At 69.9% G+C, this 18,755-nt stretch carries 12 protein-coding genes and 1 pseudogene; 3 read left to right on the forward strand and 10 right to left on the reverse strand.

Going from position 1 to position 18,755, the window contains the following annotated elements:
- Positions 1 to 66: 66 nt before the first annotated feature.
- Together LPT13_RS00475 and LPT13_RS00480 are read left to right on the forward strand one after the other, a co-directional pair.
- On the forward strand, positions 67 to 903 hold the full coding sequence (locus LPT13_RS00475) for an ABC transporter ATP-binding protein (protein WP_242162452.1): 837 nt from the start codon (positions 67 to 69) through the stop codon (positions 901 to 903).
- Positions 893 to 3,103, forward strand: a complete 2,211-nt coding sequence (locus LPT13_RS00480; RefSeq protein ID WP_242162454.1) for an ABC transporter permease — start codon at positions 893 to 895, stop codon at positions 3,101 to 3,103. The genes LPT13_RS00475 and LPT13_RS00480 overlap by 11 nt, the downstream gene beginning before the upstream one ends.
- A 188-nt stretch (positions 3,104 to 3,291) precedes the next feature.
- On the opposite strand, the gene LPT13_RS00485 is transcribed toward LPT13_RS00480, so the two are convergent.
- The 4 genes from LPT13_RS00485 to LPT13_RS11785 form a co-directional block, all read right to left on the reverse strand.
- Positions 3,292 to 4,644: a DUF4190 domain-containing protein gene (locus LPT13_RS00485; RefSeq protein WP_242162456.1), complete on the reverse strand. Its 1,353-nt coding sequence runs from the start codon at positions 4,642 to 4,644 to the stop codon at positions 3,292 to 3,294.
- Between the two features lie 134 nt (positions 4,645 to 4,778).
- A complete protein-coding gene (cydB, locus tag LPT13_RS00490; RefSeq protein WP_430622556.1) occupies positions 4,779 to 5,831 on the reverse strand; it encodes a cytochrome d ubiquinol oxidase subunit II in 1,053 nt (350 codons plus the stop codon).
- Positions 5,832 to 5,836: 5 nt separating this feature from the next.
- Positions 5,837 to 7,402 (reverse strand): cytochrome ubiquinol oxidase subunit I, encoded by a 1,566-nt coding sequence (locus tag LPT13_RS00495; RefSeq protein WP_242162458.1) that lies wholly within the window; start codon positions 7,400 to 7,402, stop codon positions 5,837 to 5,839.
- Between the two features lie 721 nt (positions 7,403 to 8,123).
- The gene (locus LPT13_RS11785; RefSeq protein WP_242162461.1) at positions 8,124 to 8,678 is read right to left on the reverse strand and encodes a GIY-YIG nuclease family protein; all 555 of its coding nucleotides are present in this window, start codon (positions 8,676 to 8,678) and stop codon (positions 8,124 to 8,126) included.
- Between the two features lie 71 nt (positions 8,679 to 8,749).
- Here LPT13_RS11785 and LPT13_RS00505 point away from each other — a divergent pair, with 71 nt between their 5' ends.
- A complete protein-coding gene (locus LPT13_RS00505) occupies positions 8,750 to 9,871 on the forward strand; it encodes an SOS response-associated peptidase family protein (RefSeq protein WP_242162463.1) in 1,122 nt (373 codons plus the stop codon).
- 287 nt (positions 9,872 to 10,158) lie between these two features.
- Here the strand turns inward: LPT13_RS00505 and hypD are convergent, their stop codons facing one another.
- The 6 genes and pseudogenes from hypD to LPT13_RS00535 all read right to left on the reverse strand — a co-directional run bounded on the left by hypD (position 10,159) and on the right by LPT13_RS00535 (position 18,635).
- Positions 10,159 to 11,250: a hydrogenase formation protein HypD gene (gene hypD / locus LPT13_RS00510; RefSeq protein WP_242162465.1), complete on the reverse strand. Its 1,092-nt coding sequence runs from the start codon at positions 11,248 to 11,250 to the stop codon at positions 10,159 to 10,161.
- Positions 11,251 to 11,345: 95 nt separating this feature from the next.
- Positions 11,346 to 11,585, reverse strand: a pseudogene (locus LPT13_RS00515) (HypC/HybG/HupF family hydrogenase formation chaperone); the annotation flags it as partial.
- A 107-nt stretch (positions 11,586 to 11,692) separates the two neighbouring features.
- Entirely contained in the window at positions 11,693 to 14,377 is a 2,685-nt protein-coding gene (locus LPT13_RS00520) for a carbamoyltransferase HypF (RefSeq protein WP_242162467.1), read from the reverse strand.
- Positions 14,378 to 14,708: 331 nt separating this feature from the next.
- Positions 14,709 to 15,566: a DmsC/YnfH family molybdoenzyme membrane anchor subunit gene (locus tag LPT13_RS00525; RefSeq protein ID WP_242162469.1), complete on the reverse strand. Its 858-nt coding sequence runs from the start codon at positions 15,564 to 15,566 to the stop codon at positions 14,709 to 14,711.
- A complete protein-coding gene (locus LPT13_RS00530; protein WP_242162472.1) occupies positions 15,567 to 16,187 on the reverse strand; it encodes a DMSO/selenate family reductase complex B subunit in 621 nt (206 codons plus the stop codon).
- Between the two features lie 12 nt (positions 16,188 to 16,199).
- The gene (locus tag LPT13_RS00535) at positions 16,200 to 18,635 is read right to left on the reverse strand and encodes a DMSO/selenate family reductase complex A subunit (RefSeq protein WP_347263644.1); all 2,436 of its coding nucleotides are present in this window, start codon (positions 18,633 to 18,635) and stop codon (positions 16,200 to 16,202) included.
- Between the last annotated feature and the right edge of the window lie 120 nt (positions 18,636 to 18,755).

The following is an 18,755-nucleotide window of genomic DNA, read 5'->3' on the forward strand; positions in this document are numbered from 1 at the left end:
AGCGCAACCGACGCCCCGTAGCATGGGATCGTAAGCTTCGCAGCCACGAACACAGCAGGAGGAACCATGACCGAAGTCTACGCGACCCCCACGCCCGGCGTGTACGCCGGCGCCGTGCCCTACGGGGCCCATGCGTCCCAACCCATCCTGAGCGTCCGCCAGATCGAGAAGGTCTTCGGCAGCCGCGACTCCGTGACCCACGCCCTGGCCGGCGTCAGCTTCGACGTGGCGGCCGGCGAGTTCGTGGGCATCATGGGGCCGTCGGGCTCGGGCAAGACGACGCTGCTCAACTGCATCTCCACCATCGACGCCGTGACCAGCGGCCACATCCTGGTGGGCGGCCGCGACATCACGACCATGTCCAAGCGCCAGCTGGCGAAGTTCCGCCGCGACGACCTGGGCTTCATCTTCCAGGACTCCAACCTGCTCGACACGCTCAACGGCTACGAGAACATCGCGCTGGCCCTCACCATCAAGCGCGAGAGCCCGGCGCGCATCCCCCAGATGGTGGAGGACATGGCGCGCACCCTCGGCGTGGGCGACGTGCTCAAGAAGTACCCCTACCAGATGTCCGGCGGCCAGAAGCAGCGCGTGGCGGCGGCCCGCGCCATGGTGAGCGACCCCAAGCTCATCCTGGCCGACGAGCCCACCGGCGCGCTCGACTCGCGCAGCGCCGCCGTCATGCTGGAGATGCTGGAGATGATGAACCACCAGCTCGGCGCCACCATCATGATGGTCACCCACGACGCCTTCGCCGCCTCGTTCACCAACCGCGTGCTGTTCATCAAGGACGGCTCGGTGTTCAACGAGCTGCGCCGCGGCGACGCCTCCCGCGACGAGTTCTTCGCGCGCATCATGGAAGTGGTGTCGTTCCTGGGAGGCGAGGCCGGCCATGTTGCTTAAGCTCGCCCTGCGCAACATCCGCCGATCCGTCCGCGACTACGCCGTCTACTTCATCACGCTGCTCTTCGGCGTGGCGGTGTTCTACGCGTTCAACTCCATCGGCAGCCAGCAGATCCTCTTCGACATGGAGGCCACGGCGTCCGCGAGCGTGTTCTCCACCACCGTGTACATGCTTGGCATGTTCTCAGTGGTGGTGGCCTGCGTGCTGGGCTTCCTCATCCTGTACGCGAACCAGTTCCTCATCCGGCGCCGCAAGCGCGAGTTCGGCACCTACCTGGTGCTGGGCATGACGCCGGGCCACGTGTCGCGCATCGTGCTGTACGAGACGGTGATCGTGGGCCTGGTGTCCCTGGCCGTGGGCCTCATCTGCGGCGTGATGCTATCCCAAGCGCTGTCCTTCGTGACGGCCAGCCTGTTCGGCGCCACCATGACCAACTACCAGTTCGTGTTCTCATCGGATGCCTTCCTCGTCACGCTGGGGTGCTTCGCGGGCATCTACCTGGTGGTATCGGTGTTCAACACGCTCACCGTCAGCCGCTGCAAGCTCATCGACCTCATCCGCGCCGACGTGAAGAACGAGCGCGCCGGCGTGCGCAACCCCTGGGTGTGCCTGGTGGTGTTCATCGCGTCCATCGCCGTGCTGGCCTACGCCTACGAGCAGCTCATCGAGAACGGGCTGGTGATGCTCGACGCGCCGGAGTTCGCCCGCGCCACCGTCGGCATGCTGGTGGGCACGCTCATGTTCTTCTGGTCGCTGGCCGGGTTCGCCATCGCCGTGCTCACGCGGCTGCGCGGGGTGTACCTGCGCAAGCTGAACCTGTTCACCGTGCGCCAGATAGCCAGCAAGGTGAACACGGCGTTCCTGTCGCTGTGGGCCGTGTGCGTGCTGCTGTTCTTCTCCATCACCGTGTTTTCCTCCGGCATGGGCCTGGTGGAGGTGTTCGTGGGAGGCGTGGAGAAGGCGAACCCGTATTCCGCCACCCTGACCGCCGGCGTGTGGTACGGCCCCGACGGCACCGCGTCCTCGTCGGGCGGCCCGCGCGACCGCGCCGCCGAGATGGCGGCCGAGGCGCCCGAGCGGTTCGCCGCCGCCGAGTCCCACGGCTGGTCCATGGCCGCCGCGCTGCAGGAGGCCGCGCCCGAGCAGTGGGCCGAGACGGTCGGCGCCTGGGCCCAGGTGAGCATCTTCTCCGACCCCGACTCCACCTACGCGCCGCTCATCGACGCCGCGCAGGCCGTGGCCAGCGCCGACGCGATGCGCCTGGACGACCTCGGTCGCGTACGCGACACCAACCTGAGCCTGGTGGCGCTTTCCGACTTCAACGCCGCCCGCGCCCTGCAGGGCCAGGATCCGGTGGAGCTGGCCCCGGGAACCTGCCGCCTGACAAGCAACATGGACATGCTGCGCCCCCTGGCTGAGGCCGTGGCGAAGAGCGAGCCCGTCGTGGCCGTAGCGGGTGAGAATCTCTCCCTCACCGGCCCCGTCATCGGCGATACCCAGCTGGAGGACAACACCATGGCGGCCACGGCCCTCGTCCTCGTCGTGCCCGACGAGACGATCGCCGACCTGCGCGCCGAGGGCTGCATCCCCGACACGCAGATGCTCGACATCCAGTACGCCGACAACGGCAGGTCCGCGGCCGAGAACGACGCGGCCCTGCAGGCGATCGTAGCCGCGCTGCAGCCGCGTGACATGGGCGGCTTCGATAAGGGCACCGTCGGGGCGCGCGACTCCTACGCGAGCCTGCTGTGGCCGGTCACGCGCATCGTCACCGCCCACGAGATGATCGCCCAATCCGCCGGCCTGAAGCTGATGATCACGTACCTGGCGCTCTACATCGGCTTCGTGTTCCTGGTGTCCACGGCCGCCATCCTGGCCATCCAGCAGCTGTCCCAGGCATCCGACTCGGCCCCGCGCTACCGCACCCTGTGGAAGCTCGGCTGCGACCAGGGGATGATCTACCGCTCGCTCCTGGCCCAGGTGATGGTGTACTTCCTGCTACCGCTGGGGCTGGCGGTGTGCCATTCGGTGTGCGCCGTGGGAGTGCTCTCCGACTCGCTGCTGAGCGCCATCGGCTCGAGCTCGTTCGCGCCCATCATGATGGCCGGCGCGCTGGTGCTGGTGATCTACGGCGGGTACATGCTGGTGACCTACCTGGCGAGCCGCTCCCTCGTGGCGGGCGTGCTGCGCGAGGGGTAGGGCGCCGGGCGGGGCACCAGCCGCCGGGTGCCGGGCGCGAGGGCGACCGCTAGGCGCGCGAGGCGGAGCAGGGCGCCGACCGCCGGGGTGCCGGATACCCGGCGAGCCCGCCGCCCGGCGCCCCCAACGCAAGGAGGGCCCGCGGCTCGAGTGCCGCGGGCCCTCCCCTTCTCGCTGCGACGGGGCGGCTAGACCAGCCCGAAGAGGTAGTCCATCTCCTGGGTCCAGTCGTCCTCGTTGAGCATCCAGGTGCCGTTCTCCAGGGTGCAGTTGATGGTGGCGTAGTCGTCCTGCGTCTCGGTGGTCTCCTCGACCGCGGCCATCAGCAGCTCGCCGAGCTTCTGGTTCACCTGCTCCTCGGTCATGCCGTTGGCGGCGCCGCTGGCGTCGTATTCGTCCACCTTCTCGTTGAACAGGTCGAGCACGGCGAAGATGTCGCGACAGGTCACGTCCACGCTCACCCAGCCGGTGCCCTGCTTGTCGTTGACGACCACCAGGTCGACCTCGTAGGTGAGGTCGTCGGTCATGAGGCGCGCGTAGTTCACGGGGTCGATGCCGCACTCCTCCATGGTGACGCCCGTGGCGTCCTCGAAGCCCTCGGCCGCGATGGAGGCGATCGACTGCATCATCTCGGCCTCGCCGCCCTCGAGGGCGTCGAACTGGGCGCTCACCAGGTCGAGGATGGTCTGCTCGTCCTCGTCGTAGACCGAGTTGGTCGAGCTGCTCGACGACCCGGAGCCGCTGGAGCTGGAGCTGCCGGAGCCGGAGCCGAGCGACGCGGAGGGCGTGCTGCCCACGTGAGGCGTGTTCTCGACCTGGTTGTAGGCCCACAGGACGGTGCCGATGGCGAACACCCACAGCAGCACCGACAGGATGATGCCGACGATGCCGCAGATGCGGCCGGCCTTGGCCTTGCCGTCGGAGCCGAACGTCTTAAGGTAGCCGCCGGCCATCACGATGGCGACGATGCCGAGCACGATGCCGACAATCGGCGCCGCGCACAGCACGATGGCCAGGATGCCGCAGATGAGCGCGCCGGTGGCCTTGCCGGACCCGGCGGCCGGGGCCTGGGCGGGCGGAACCGCGCCGTAGGGCGAGGCCGGCGGGACGGGCGCGCCGGGCTGGGCGCCGTAGGGCGCCGCCGGCTGCGCGTAGGGGCTCGCCGGCTGCTGCGGCGGGACGGCGCCGGCACCGGGCTGCTGGGCACCTGCCGCACCCACCGCGTAGGGGGCGGCAGCACCGGGCTGCTGCGGGGCCGCGGCGTCGGGCGCGGGGGCCGGCGCGTAGGACTTGGTGCCGGTCACCTTGTTGGTCATCTTGTCGTCCGCGGCGGCCGGGGCCGCGGCGGGCGCGGGCTCGACGGCCGGCTCGGACGCGGACGTCGCCACCGGCTCGGCGGGGATCACCGCCTGATCCGCGACGGGCTCGGCGGGCGTCACCGCCTGATCCGCCACAGGCTCCGTCGGCTCGACGGGCGCGCCGGACGCCTCGGGGGCCGCGTCCTGCGCGCCTCCCAGGGTATCCCTGCTCTGATCTTCCATGGGCTTGCCTTTCCCTAAATCTGCCATAGCTGGTCAGCATTATACGCCCAACCTCGGCAAGGACAGGGCGGCCGGCCGCGGAGGTCCCTCCCCCGCGGCCGGCCGCCTCGCCTCGCTCTGTCGGGCCCGAGCGCCTAGTGCGCCAGGTCCTCCGGGCTCACGCGGCCGCGGAACGTGCGGTAGATCACCACGTGGTATACCAGCACCAGCGGCAGGCCGATGCACAGGATGACGGTCATCCAGAACAGCGACAGCTCCGACGACGCGGCGTTCATGATGGTGATGGTCGGCCCGACGCTGTCGGCCGAGGCCACCACCAGGCACGGGAACATCGAGCACGCCAGCAGCCCCACCAGCGAGAACGCGCCCGCGCTCTGGCCCAGGAAGGCGCCCAGATCGGCCTTGGGGCAGCCGCGGCGCTCTCCCACACGGCCGACCACCATCGACCCCACCACCGTCACCAGGAACAGCCCGGCGAACAGCCAGCGGAAGATGCCCAGCTCAGGCGCCATGTCCGGCGCGTAGAAGAAGTGGCCGAGCACCGACACGACCACGAACAGCGCCACGGCCGCCGCCTGCAGCGGCAGGCGCAGCTTCTGGGCGCGGGCGCGCAGGCCGCTTTCCAGCGGGGCCTTGAGCGCCGTCCACGTGGCGCCGGCCGCCAGGAACATGGCCAACCCCAGCAGGCCCGTGAGCAGCGTGAACGGGGTGATGAGCCCCAACAGCGGCACGCCCATGTAGTCGCCGTTGGCGTCCATCGGGATGCCCGCGTAGATGTTGCCCACGGCCACGCCGAACAGCAGCGCCGGCAGGAGCGACCCCACGAAGAAGCACACGTCCCACACCTTGGCCCAGCCCGGGTCGCCCGCGCGGAACTCGAAGGACACCGCGCGCACGATCAGGCCGAACAGCACCAGCATCACGGCCAGGTAGAAGCCGGAAAACGTGGTGGCGTAGGCGTCGGGGAACGCCGCGAACAGCGCGCCGCCGGCCGTCAACAGCCACACCTCGTTGCCGTCCCACACCGGTCCGATGACCCGGCGCATGACGGCCTTGTCCTCCTCGCTCTTCGCCAGGAAGGGGAACAGCACGCCCACGCCCAGGTCGAAGCCGTCGAGGATGAAGTAGCCGGCGATCAGCACGAAGATGAGGAAGAACCACAGCACGCCGAGAACGGTCATGGTCATCATGGCTACTCACCGTCCTTTCCCGAGGCGGCCGGGCGCGTGGCGTCATCGGCCTCCACGGCGACGCCCTCGGCAACGACCGCGTCGCCTTCCGCGTCCTCTTCCACGGTCACGACCGCGGCCGCGGCCTCGAGGGGGACGGCCGGCTCATCGCCGTCGAACGGCACCTCGGCGCCGCCCACGGCAGAGGCGCCCTCCTGCAGCGACGGGCCCTCCTTGATGAAGCGCGCGATCACGCGGGCCCAGCCGACGAGCAGCAGCACGTAGACGAGCACGAACAGCGCGAGCGTGGTCAGCAGCTCCGGGGCGCTCACCGACATCGAGATGGCGTTGTCGGTGAGCAGCTCGACGCCGTCGGGGCCGGTCACGGACGGGTAGACCACCCACGGCTGGCGGCCCACCTCGGCGGTGATCCAGCCGGTGTTGATGGCGATGAACGGGAACAGCGGCGATATGAGCAGCAGCTTCTGCAGCCAGCGCATCTTCCGCACGCGCCCGCCCTTGAAGGTGAAGATGATGGCCAGGATGGCGGCCAGCATGATGAGGCCGTACATCGCCACCATGATGTGGTAGCTCTGGAACACGAAGTTCACCGGCAGGTCGGCCGGGTCCATCGCGCCGTACTTCTCGGTCTCGGCCAGGTCGTTCAGGCCCGGGTACTCGGTGTCCCACGTGCCGGTAGCCAGGAAGCTAGTGCCGCCGGGGATGGCGAACGGCGTGATGACCTCGCCCGCTTCCTCGTCGACCCAGCCGAAGGCGTACAGCGGGGGCGCCTCGGTCTCGTACTGGCCCTCCATCATCGCCAGCTTGGTGGGCTGCTCCTCCCACACCACGACGGCCGACGCGTGGGCGAACACGATCATGATGCAGCTGGTGATGATGCCCACCACGGCGCCGGTGCGCATGATCTTCATGGCGAAGTCGGTGTGCTTGCCCTTGAGCAGGTACCAGGCCGCCACGGCCATGGCCACGAAGGCGCCCATGATGAGCAGCGCGTCCACCGTGTGGGTGTAGCGCGCGAAGATGGACGGGTTGAAGGCGGCGGCCAGGAAGTCAGTGATGAGCGCCTCGTCGCCCGCGGCGTTGAGCGCGGCGCCGGCCGGCGTCTGCATCCACGAGTTGGCGATGAGGATCCACAGCGCGCTCAGGCACGAGCCGAACCACACGAGCCACGCCGACACCATGTAGGCGCGCGGGCTGACGCGCTTGCGGCCGAACAGCAGCACGCCCAGGAACACCGATTCCAGGAAGAACGCGAACAGCGCCTCGGCGGCCAGCGGCGCGCCGAAGATGTCGCCGACGAACCGCGAGTAGTTGGCCCAGTTGGTGCCGAACGAGAACTCCATCGTGATGCCCGTCGCCACGCCGATGGCGAACGTGGCGGTGAAGATCTTCACCCAGAAGTGGGTGGCCGCCGCGTCACGCGGGTCGCGGCTGCGGTAGTAGCGCGTCTCGCAGATGGCCAGGATGAGCCCCAGGCCGATAGAGAGCGGGACGAACAGGAAATGGTACGCCACGGTCAACGCGAACTGGATGCGCGACAACAAGGCGACGTCGGTGAAGACTTCCATCTCACACCTCCTCTTGCTAGATCGCTTGTCCTGGAGAAAACGATGACGGCGCCGCGTTCCCCCGCGCGCACCGCATCCGGCTTCTCCAGACCCAAGCCCGATAAAACAGCATGATGATACTCAACTTATGGTGCCCTTGTGAACCAGGCGCACATGCAGCCGCGGATTATTACCGAACCGAAACCTGCGCCCCTGCGCCCCCAGGAAGGCGCGCGGGCGTGGGGCGGGGCGCGCACGAGACGCGAGGCGCGCACGAGACGCGAGGCGCGAAGCGGGGGGTGCGAGGCGCACGGGCGTGGGACGCAGGGCATTCCCCTCCCCTCGAAAGCCGGCCGACGACTCGCGGGCCGGCCGAGCCATCCGGCGCACCAGGGAGACTCGCGGAACGACGGAAGCGTTGCCAGAAAATGCGAGATATCACACGAAAAAACGCCCTCTTCGCAAGCCCGAACCCTTGAAAGACAACGTTTCCCCAGGTCAGATTTCCCGCACCCCAGCAAATCATCCGCCATGCCCCCTTCTCCCGTGTGATATCTCGCCTTTTCTGGCACCCCGATGTGACATCTCACGTTTTCTGGCAATTCCAGCCGAAAAAAGCCGACATATCACACGCCGCAGAAAAAACGTCAAGGAGACGGTGCGGGGGTGCGGGGGTGCGGGGGTGCGGGGGTGCGGGGGTGCGGGGGTGCGGGGGTGCGGGGGTGCGGGGGGGCTCCCTCCCCTACCCGAGGATGGGTGCGAGGGCTTCTTCTAGGGAGGTGCGTGCGGCCCTTGCGAGCAGGGCGTCCTTCTCGTCGCGGGTGAGCTGCTTGAAGCGATACTCGGCATGCATGGCGTCGTGCTTGGTGGCGAATCCCGCATAGGCCAGCAGCGTCACGGGCCGACGGGCGCGCGTGTACTTGGCGCCGCGGCCGGCGTTGTGCGCGTCCAGGCGCCGCCGCACGTCCACGGCATAGCCCGTGTAGAGCGACCCGTCCACGCACTCGAGAACGTACATGAAGTGCGCCGACACCTCCACAGCGTCACCCTCAGGAGAGGAGGGCTTCCTCGTATCGCAGGCGTCCGAGGCGTCAACGCCCTCGCCCGCGGCGGACAGTTGAGCCGGCCGGGCTCGGCGCGCATGACGGCCATCGGCGCCCGCGCCCGCGACGGGCGGGCACGCGGCGGCGTCGCCTTTCGCATCCGCGGCGAGCAGGCACGCGGCGGCACTCTCACCCGCGGCGGTGCGCACCTCCTCGTCACAGGACTGATCGTTGTTTTCCGCACTGTTGTCCATGGGGAGAATTATAGTGGTGGGCGACGCGCGGCGCGTGGGGCATCGCACGTCTTGCGCCGAGGAGGCCGCCCATGTGTCATCGCTTCACCCTGCTCTCGTCCGACGAGGTCGACCGTGTGCTCGCGCACCTGCGCACGGTCGCCCGCCTCATGGATGAGGGCGCGCTCGGCGGCGGCCACGCCGAGGCCGGCGCTCTGCCTCCGCTGCGAATCCCCCGCGACATCGCCGACATCGACGCCTTCCCCGGCTCACCATGCCCCGTGATCGTGGCGACGAGCGCGAACGCCGCGCCGGCAGGGGCGGTCTCGACGCACGTCGGCGCAACGCGCCCGATGCCGGATGCCGGAGTGTTTCACGTGAAACACTCTCTCCCCGACGACAAACCCTCCCCTGCAAACCCACGCGAAGACGCCCAGAACAAAATGTTTCACGTGAAACACTCTGCGCCGCGGAAGAGCGCCTGGACGTTCGGGGCAGGCGCCGCACCAGACGCAGACGCGAACGACGCCGCGAGCACGGACACCGCGGCCCTCAGTACGCTGGCAGGCGAGAACGTGAACACGAATGCCGCACCCCTCGACACGCTGGCGGGCGAGAACGCGGGTGCGGGCGGCGCGATGGCGGGCGAAAACGCGGATGCGGACGCTACGCCCCTCGGCGTGCTGGCGAGCGGGCTGGCGCGCGTCGACCTCACCTGGGGGATCGAGGTCTCGTGGAAGACGGGGCTCGTGTTCAACACGCGCCTCGAGTCGGCGCTCGAGGGCCGCGCGATGTGGCGCGACGCCCTGGCACGCGGGCGCTGCCTCGTGCCCGTGCGCGCCTTCTTCGAGACGCGCAACGTCGAGCCGCCCGCCGACGAGCTGCCCCTGGGCACGGGCGGCGCGGGGCGCGGCGGGCGCAAGGCGCAGTTCCGGTTCGCGGGGCCCGGCGACGGCGCGCTGCTGCTGGCGGGACTGCGCGAGGGCGACCGCTTCACCATCGTCACCACCGAGCCCAACGTCGCCGTCGCGCCCGTCCACAGCCGCATGCCGGTGGCGTTGACGCCCGTCGAGGCGCTGACCTGGCTCTTCGGCACGCCGGCGGATCTGGCCGCGCTAGCCGACCGCAGCCGCATCACCCTCGAGCGCAGCGAGGCGCCTGCCCCGTCCCACGCGACGCGCCGTCCCGATCCCGACCAGCTCTCGCTGTTCTAGGCGCCAAGGGAAAGGGTCGCGCCTTCGCGTCCCCCGAAAAATGGCCAAAATGGGCGCGAATTCCGCAAATCGACGGCCCCTTTCCGGAAGCCAGCGTACGTTTGCCCAGGTCGTAAACAGCTAAGCGGCGCCCGGGCCGGTGAAACTGCGGAATTCGTGCCCATTTTGGCCAGAAACTCGCCCGCGGCGTGCACACGCGACGCGCGGGACGCCCGCAGGCCGCGCGCGCCACGCGAACGCCCCGTGGATTGCGCGTCACACCCGGCTGCACGCCCCGCGCGAGGCGCCTAGTAGTAGCGGAAGTATGCCGCGCAGCTGCCCTCGCTGGACACCATGCAGGGGCCGACCGGGTTCTCCGGGGTGCAGACCGTGCGGAACAGCGGGCAGTCTGATGGAGCCATGATGCCGCGCAGCACGTCGCCGCAGCGGCAGCCGCGGTGCTCCACCGTGGGCTCGATAGCGGGCGCGAAGCGGCGCATCGCGTCGAAGTCGGCGAACTCCTCGCGGATGCGGTAGCCCGATCCGGGGATGTCGCCCAGGCCGCGCCAGGTGGCCGTGCACGTCTCGAACACCTCGTCGATGGCGGCCATGGCCACGGGGTTGCCCTCGGCCATGACGCCGCGCGCGTAGGCGATCTCGATGTCGGCACGCCCCTCGTGCAGCTGGCGCATGATCATCGCGATGCCCTGGAGCACGTCCACCGGCTCGAAGCCGGTGATGACGCCGGGGATGCCGTACTTCTCGGCCAGGAAGCGGTAGGGTTCCACGCCGATGATGGTGCTCACGTGGCCCGGCAGGATGAGCGCGTCCACCTTGAGCTGCGGGTCGTTGATGATGGCCTCGAGCGCGCCGGGCATGTTCTTGTGCGCGCCGTAGACGGTGAAGTTGCGCAGGCCGGCCGCCTTCGCGCGCTTGACGGCCATGGCCACCAGCGGCGTGGTGGTCTCGAAGCCGACTCCGACGAACACCACCTGGCGATCGGGGTTGTCCTGGGCCAGGCGCAGAGCGTCGAGCGGGGAGTAGACGATCTCGACCGAGCGGCCAGCCGCCTGCTCGGCCAGCAGGCTGGACGTCGAGCCGGGCACGCGCGTCATGTCGCCGAAGGTGGCGATGGTCACGCCGGGAACGCGCGCGAGCGCGATCACCTTGTCGATGTCGTGGTTGGACGTGACGCACACGGGGCAGCCGGGGCCGGACGCCAGGCGCACGCCCTCGGGCATGAGGCCGCGGATGCCGTTGCGCGCGATGGCCACGGTGTGGGTGCCGCACACCTCCATGAGGGTGGCGCTCTCGGGCGCCCAGGCGCGGACGGACTCGACGAGCCCGCGGGCGAGCGCGGGATCCTTGAACGCCTTGAGCTCTTCGGTGAGGTCGCCCATGGCTAGTCCTCGGCCAGGGCGGCCCACACCGACGCCGTCCCCGTCGCGTCGGACGCGGGCGCGGCGGCAGGCGCGGAAGCGGCCGGAGCGCCGCTGGCGGGCGGGATGTCCTCGCCGGCCAGCTCGGGGAACTGGCGGATGAGGTCGATGGTCTCCTGGGCGAACTGCTCGTCGACCACCTCGATGGCGAAGCCCGCGTGCACGAGCACGTAGCTTCCCACCTGGGCAGACGGCGTCAGGTCGACGGATATCTCGCGGGTGACGCCCAGGATGTCGACGGTGGCGAGGCCGCCGTCTCCCATCTCGGTCACGCGCGCGGGGATGGCAAGGCACATGGTCAATCGCTCTTTCTCTCGCTGGGGAGGCCGGCCGCGCGGGCCGCCGGCACCGCGTCAGGCCCGAGCCGGCGGGCGCCGCCTCGGGCGCCCGCATCGGGCGGGCGCTACGAGGCCGCGGGGACGCTCCCCTCCGTGGTTTGCGCCCATGCTACCACAGCCTGGCCGAGCGAAATGCACCCGTCGTTGGGCGGCAGGTCGCGGTTGACCGCGGTGGTGAAGCCGGCGGCCTCCAGCTCGGCCAGCACCTTCTCCACCAGGTAGCGGTTCATGAACACGCCGCCGGAAAGCGCCACCACGTCGATGCCGTAGAGCGCGCGCACCAGCTCGGCCGCCATGACGACGGCACTCGCCACGGCGTCGTGGAAGCGGCGCGCGATGACGGGCACGGGCACCCCGGTGGCGAAGTCGTCGAGCAGGGCGGTGAAGGTGGGCGCGGCGTCGAAGAGCACCACCGACGTGTCCTGGGCCGTGCTGGCCTCGGTGGCCACGTTTTTGGTGACGGTGACGGCGTAGCGCTCGGCGGCCGCCAGGTCGTCGGCGGCCTCGTCGCGGGCGGCCGGGGCGGCGCCCTCGTCGACGCGCGCCGCGGCGGCGGCCCGGTCGGCCTCGCGCGGCGGCACCACGCGCGGGCGGTCGGCGAAGGCCGAAGGCACGCGGCCCTCCAGCGCCGCCTCCAGCAGGATGGCGCCCTCGCCCTCGTAGGCCGGTTCCAGGCACAGGCCCAGAAGCGCGCTCGCCGCGTCGAAGAGGCGCCCGACCGACGAGGTCATGGGCGTGTTGAGGCCGCGCTCGATCATCTGGTCGCACAGGCCGGCCGCCTCGGCGCCCAAGGCGTCCAGGGCCGGCGCCGCGCCGGGATGCTCCAGCAGGTCGAAGGCCCACAGCACGCCGTAGGCCATCCGCAGCGGGTGCTTGATGGCCGCCGCGCCGCCGGGCATCGGCACGTAGGCGAAGTTGCCGAAGCGCTCGAAGGCCGACGGGTTGGCCAGCAGCGCCTCGCCGCCCCAGATGGCGCCGTCGGGCCCGTAGCCGGTGCCGTCGAAGGCGATGCCGCACACCGCGTCGGCCAGCCCGTGCTCGGCCATGACCGACACGACGTGGGCGTGGTGGTGCTGCACGCGGATGACGGGAATGTCCTGGTCGGCCGCCCACTTCGACGTGAGGTACTCCGGGTGCAGGTCGCAGGCGATGAGGCCCGGCCGCACCTCGAACAGCCCCTCGAAGCGGGCCTTCGCCGCCAGCCACGCGTCGTAGACGTCGGCGTTCTCCATGTCGCCGATGTGCTGGGACACGAAGGCCTCGTCGCCGCGCAGCAGCGCGAAGGTGTTCTTCTGCTCGGGGCCGGTGGCGAAGATGTCGGGCGTCGCGGAGGCGGGCGCATCGGGGGCGGCCGCGGCGCGGGCCTCCTCGGCCGCCCTCACCAGGGGCACCTCGATGGGCAGCGGCGCGAAGCCGCGCGCCCGGCGGATGACCTGCACCGCGTCGCCGGCGCTGCCCGCGCGGATGACGCGCACCACCGAGTCATCGAAGCGCGTGAGGATGGGGCGGTCGTTGCCGAGGAAGCCGTCGGCCACCGCGGCCAGGCGCGCATAGGCGTCCTCGTCGTCGATGACGATGGGCTCGTCGTGCAGGTTGCCCGAGGTCATCACCAGGAGCGGCGGGTTGGCCGCCAGCGCGGCGGCGTCCGCGCCCGGCGTGCCCGGCACCCCCGACGTGCCCGCGGCGCCCCCGGCCGCCTCGCCGCCCGTGCCCGGCGCACCCGCGGCGTCCTCCCCCGCCGCGGCCCGCGCGCGGCGCGCCTCGGCGAAGTCGTGCATCAGCAGGTGCTGCACCGGCGTGTAGGGCAGCATGACGCCCAGCTCGGGCAGCTTGTCGGCCAGCCCCGCCGCGAACACGGCGCCGGCGCGCTTGCGCAGCAGCACGATGGGCCGCGCCGATCCGGCCAGCACGGCCTCCTCGGCGTCGCCCACCTCGCACACGGCGCGCGCCGCGTCGGCGTCGGCAGCCATCACGGCGAACGCCTTGCCCTCGCGGCGCTTCCGCTCCCGCAGCAGCGCCACGGCGTCCGGGTTGTTCGCGTCGCACACCAGGTGGAACCCGCCGAGCCCCTTCACCGCCAGAATCTTGCCCGCCAGCAGCATCTCCACCGCCGCCGCGAACACGGCGTCGGACTCCTCGCGCGTGGCTCCCCACGCGACGTCCCCCTCGGCGCCCTCGCGCCACGAGACATGGGGCCCGCAGTCGAAGCAGGCGTCGGGCTGCGCGTGGAAGCGGCGGTCGAGCGGGTCGGCGTACTCGGCGGCGCAGCGCTCGCACATCGGGAAGGCCTTCATCGACGTCTTCGGGCGGTCGTAGGGCAACCGATCGATGATGGTGAAGCGCGGGCCGCAGTTGGTGCAGTTGATGAAGGGGTAGCGGAAGCGCCGGTCGTTGGGGTTGAACAGCTCGGCCACGCAGTCGTCGCAGGTGGCGAGCTCCGGCGAGACGAGGGTGGTCTTGTCCACCGCGCCCTCGTCCGAGAAGCGTATCTCGAAGGTGTCGAAGCCCTCCAGCGGCACCTCGCGCAGGTCGATCTCGGTCACCTGGGCGGCGGCCGGCGCGTTGTCCGAGAGCTCCATCACGAATTCGTCGAGCAGCTTCGACTCGCCTTCCGCGTGGATGGTCACGCCGTCAGCCGCGTTCAGCACCCAGCCGCTTATCAGGTACTTCTTGGCCATCCGGTACACGAAGGGGCGGAACCCCACCCCCTGCACGATGCCGCGCACCCGAATATCCAACGCCTCGACCATGAGGGCTTCCTTCCGTCGGCGAAACAGTCTCGGCCCAGTGTAACCGAAACGCCCCCGCCCGCCGCGCGCGGCGCGCCCAGACGCGAAGGCGCCCCGGGGGGAGGGATCCCGGGGCGCCGAGGGAGGGCCGCAGACGGGCCCGGCGCAGTTCAAGTCAGCCAGCAGGGCTCATCGCCCGCCGGCCAGGCCAGCCGGCAGCACGCCACCCGCAGGCCGAATCAGCCGGCAGCACGCCGCCCAGCAGTTCGAACCAGCCGGCAACGCGCATCGCCCGCCGACCGCACCGCCCGCAGCCGGCCACGCCCAACGGCGCGAACCGGCCAGGCGGCGCCTACAGCCAGGCCAGGCCGGCCGACAGGAACACGCCGTAGAAGTCGACGCGCATGAGGGCCAGGCCCACCAGCACGCAGACCGCCGCCACGCAGGCCAGGGCCGCGCGGTCGCGGCTGCACGCCCACAGGGCGTAGCCGGCGGCGCACAGCACGACGCAGCCGATGCCCGCCGACGCGTAGTCGACCATCACGGCAGCCGGCAGGCCGCCCAGCGACCCGGCGGCCGCGCCGGCGACGGCGCCCTGGCCGATCAGGACGGCGGCCACGGCCACCAGCCCGACGGCGCCGCAGCCCAGCAGCAGGCAGCGGGCGCGCTTGTCCAGCTCATAGCCGGCCACGGCCAGGCTGGCGCCCGCCAGCACGGCGCCGCCGAGCAGGGCCAGGCCCAGCTGGCCCACCCAGTTGTACGGGGTGTCCCACGTGGGGATGGTGGGCATGGAGTAGGCCGTGCCCGTGAACACGGCGCAGGCCACGGCCGCCACCAGCAGCACGATGCCGAACGCCTTGTGGCCACCGGCGTTAAGCCCCTTGGCCAGGCAGATCACCCAGTAGACCACGCCGATGACGATGGCGATGGCGGCCACGATGATCTCGTTGGAGAGCGGCGAGTGGCCCAGGCCGGCCATCATGCCGAACACGTGGGCCGGGGCGCCCAGGTGGAAGAACGAGCACACGAGTCCGGCGATCATGACCACGGCCGGCAGGGTGGCCAGGCGGTCGGCCGCGCGCGCCGCGGCGCCGTCGACGGCGAGGAACCCGCGCGTGCAGGCCATGAGGGCCAGTGCCATCACGCCCACGGGAACCAGCAGGGTGAACAGGAGCAGCGCCAGCTCGGCAGAGGCATTCTCGAACAGCATTTACCTAACCTCCTTCGGATTGGCCAGCGTGCCCTCGTGGGTACCGCCGGGGCGCGAGTTCTTGGCCGCGCTCATGATGGTGGTGGGCTTGGTGTAGTCCGGGGACGGCAGGGGCGCCAGCCACACGCCGTCGCCGTGCTTCTTGCGCATCTCCTCCTCGGTGCCGAAGTCCAGGGCGTACAGCGGGCAGGCGTCCACGCAGATGGGCGTCTCGCCCGCGGCCACGCGCTCGCTGCAGCCGTCGCACTTGCGCATCTGGCCCAGCTCGGCGTCGTAGGAGGGCACGTTGTAGGGGCAGGCCATCTCGCAGTACTTGCAGCCCACGCAGCGGTCATGGTCGACGGACACGAAGCCTTGGTCGTCGCGGTGCATGGCGCCGGTCGGGCACACCTCCACGCAGGCCGGGTTCTCGCAGTGGTTGCAGTTCATGGATACGTAGGTCGTCCACACGTTGTTGGTGAGGCAGCCCTTCTCGTCCCGCACGAAGCCGCCGCCGGCGTACTCGTAGACGCGGCGGAACGTCACCTCGGGCGACAGGTCGTGGTAGTCCTTGCACGCGAGGTTGCACGTCTTGCAGCCCGTGCACCGCGCGGCATCGAAAGCGAAAGCGTACTTGGTCATGACTGGTCCTCCTTAGCCGATCTTCCGCACGCCGGCGATGTTGGAGTGCTGCGGGTTGCCCTTGGCAAGCGGCGAGGGGTGCATGGTGGCCAGCGTGTTGATGCAGCCGCCCTTGTCGATGCGGTCGCCGTCCATGTCGGCGTCGCGCCACGCGCCCTGCGGAATGGCCAGGGAGCCGGGGATGATGCGCGGCGTCACCTTCGCCTGGATGTGCACCTCGCCGTAGTTGTTGAAGACGCTTACCGTCTCGCCGTTCTCGATGCCCAGCTCGGCGGCATCCTCGGTGTTGATCCACACCTCCTGCGGGCACGCCTGCTTGATGACCTCGACGTTGCCCCAGCTGGAATGGGTGCGGCTCTTGTAGTGGAAGCCGGTCAGCGTGAAGGGCAGCTCGTCGGTGCACTCCTCGTAGCTCTCGGCGCCGGGGGTGTACAGCGGGATGGGGGCGATGACGTCGCGCGGATCGGGCAGCTCCCACGTCTCGGCGATCTTCTGCAGCTTCTCGGAGAACACCTCGATCTTGCCGGAGGGGGTCTTCAGCGGGTTGGCGACCGGATCCTCGGCGAAGGCCTTCAGGGCCGGGGTGTAGCCGTCGGGGTTGCGGTAGTGGAACTCGCCCACCTCGTAGCCCTCCTCGTAGCTGGGCATGCGCGGATCCTTGGCGGCGGCGCCGTCGTAGATCGACTTCGTCCACTCCTCCTGGGTCTTGCCCTCGGTGAACTCGTCACGCACGCCCATGGCCTCGGCGATGTCGGCGCACACGTCGTAGGAGGTGCGGCGCTCGAAGCGCTCGCCGGTGTGCACGGGGCTGCCGAAGGTGAGCGAGGCCACGTCGCCCGACCAGCCGTCGTTGATGACGCTCATCTGCTCGGCGCGCATGATGTCGGGCAGCAGGATGTCGGCGTACTTGGCGGCGTCGTTCATGAGCGTCTCGAACACCAGGATGAACTCGCACTTGGACTCATCCACTAGGATGTCGTGGGCCAGGTTGGACTGGCTGTGCTGGTTGGTGAAGCAGTTGCCGCCGTACTCGACCAAGAACTTGATGCCCGTGGACAGCTTGTCGGCACCCACCACGCCGTCGGCCAGCGCGGTCATCCTCTCGCCATGGTCGATGGCATCGGCCCAGCTGAAGATGGAGATCTGGGTCTTGCAGGGGTTGGTGCCGCCGATCCACGGCAGGCTGAAGGAGTAGGCCCCCACGTCCAGGCCGGTGGAGGTGCCGGGCTTGCCGATGGCGCCCACCATCACCGGCAGCAGGCTCACGGCCATGGAGGACAGCTCGCCGTTGGAGCGGCGCTGGATGCCGTAGTACTGGCCGACGAAGGGAGCCTTCGCCTCGGCCAGCTCGTGGGCCAGCTTGACGATGCGCTCCTCGGGGATCAGCGTGATCTCGGCGGCCCAGGCGGGCGTCTTCTCCACCTTGTCGTAGCCCAGCCCCATGACGTAGTCGTGGTAGGACATGTTCTTGCCCTGGTAGGCCTCAGGCATGGTGTGCTCGTCGAAGCCCACGGTATGGGTGTCGAGGAACTCCTGGTCGAGCAGGCCCTCGGTGATGAGCACGTGCGCGATGGCGGCCACCAGCGCCGCGTCGGTGCCGGGGCGGATGGGGATCCACTCGTCATCGGTGTTGGCGATGGTGTCGTTGTAGCGCGGGTCGATGTGAATGTACTTGGCCTCGGGGTTCACCTCATGCGCCCAGTTGTAGCCGTGCTTGGACATGCCGGTGGAGCCCATCATGGAATCGGACGGCGACCAGCCCATGCACAGCACCAGGTCGGAATCCTGGATGGCCGCCGGGGTGGACGCGGTCTTGGTGCCCCACACGAACGGGGCGACCTTGGTGATCTGGGCGGCCGAGTAGGTGCCGTAGTAGCCCAGGTAGCCGCCGGTGCAGCCGAGCAGGCGGCCGATGGGGCGGCCCGTCACGGCGTAGACGCCGGAACCCAGCGTCCAGTACACGGCCTCGGGGCCGTAGTTGTCATAGGTGTACTTGAGCTTGTCGGCGATGGTCTGGATGGCCTCATCCCAGCTGATGCGCTCGAACTTGCCCTCGCCGCGCTTGCCGACGCGCTTCATGGGATAGCTCAGGCGGTCTGGGTCGTTGATCCAGCGGCGCACCGAGCGGCCGCGCAGGCACGCGCGGAACTTGCTCTCGGGAACCTCGGGATCCCACTCCTTCTTCTCGGACTGGATCCACTGGATCTCGTCATCCTTCACATGGAACCACAGCGGGCAGCGGCTGGCGCAGTTGCAGGAGCAGTAGCCCTGCACCACCTTCTCGCCCTCTCCCTCCTGGTTCGCCTCGGTCGCGTTGGCGATCTCCGCATGCCCGAACAGGTCGTCGAGCGCCACGCTGCCGGCAGCGGCCAGGGCCGCGGTCGTGGCCGTCGCCCCCTTGACGAAGCCTCGCCGCGACACGGTGGCCTTAGGCGTGTCCATGCCCATGCTTCTCTCCTTCCCTCTCTTACCGGGTTATCCTCACCCGGCTCCCTGAGTATAGAAAGCCCAGGTGGGAGGAAGGTCACACCAATAATGTGATATTGCGGCCACCCGGCAGGGTATGAT

This window comes from Adlercreutzia faecimuris (assembly GCF_022669055.1).
In the GTDB taxonomy this organism is placed as follows: Bacteria; Actinomycetota; Coriobacteriia; order Coriobacteriales; family Eggerthellaceae; genus Enterorhabdus; species Enterorhabdus faecimuris.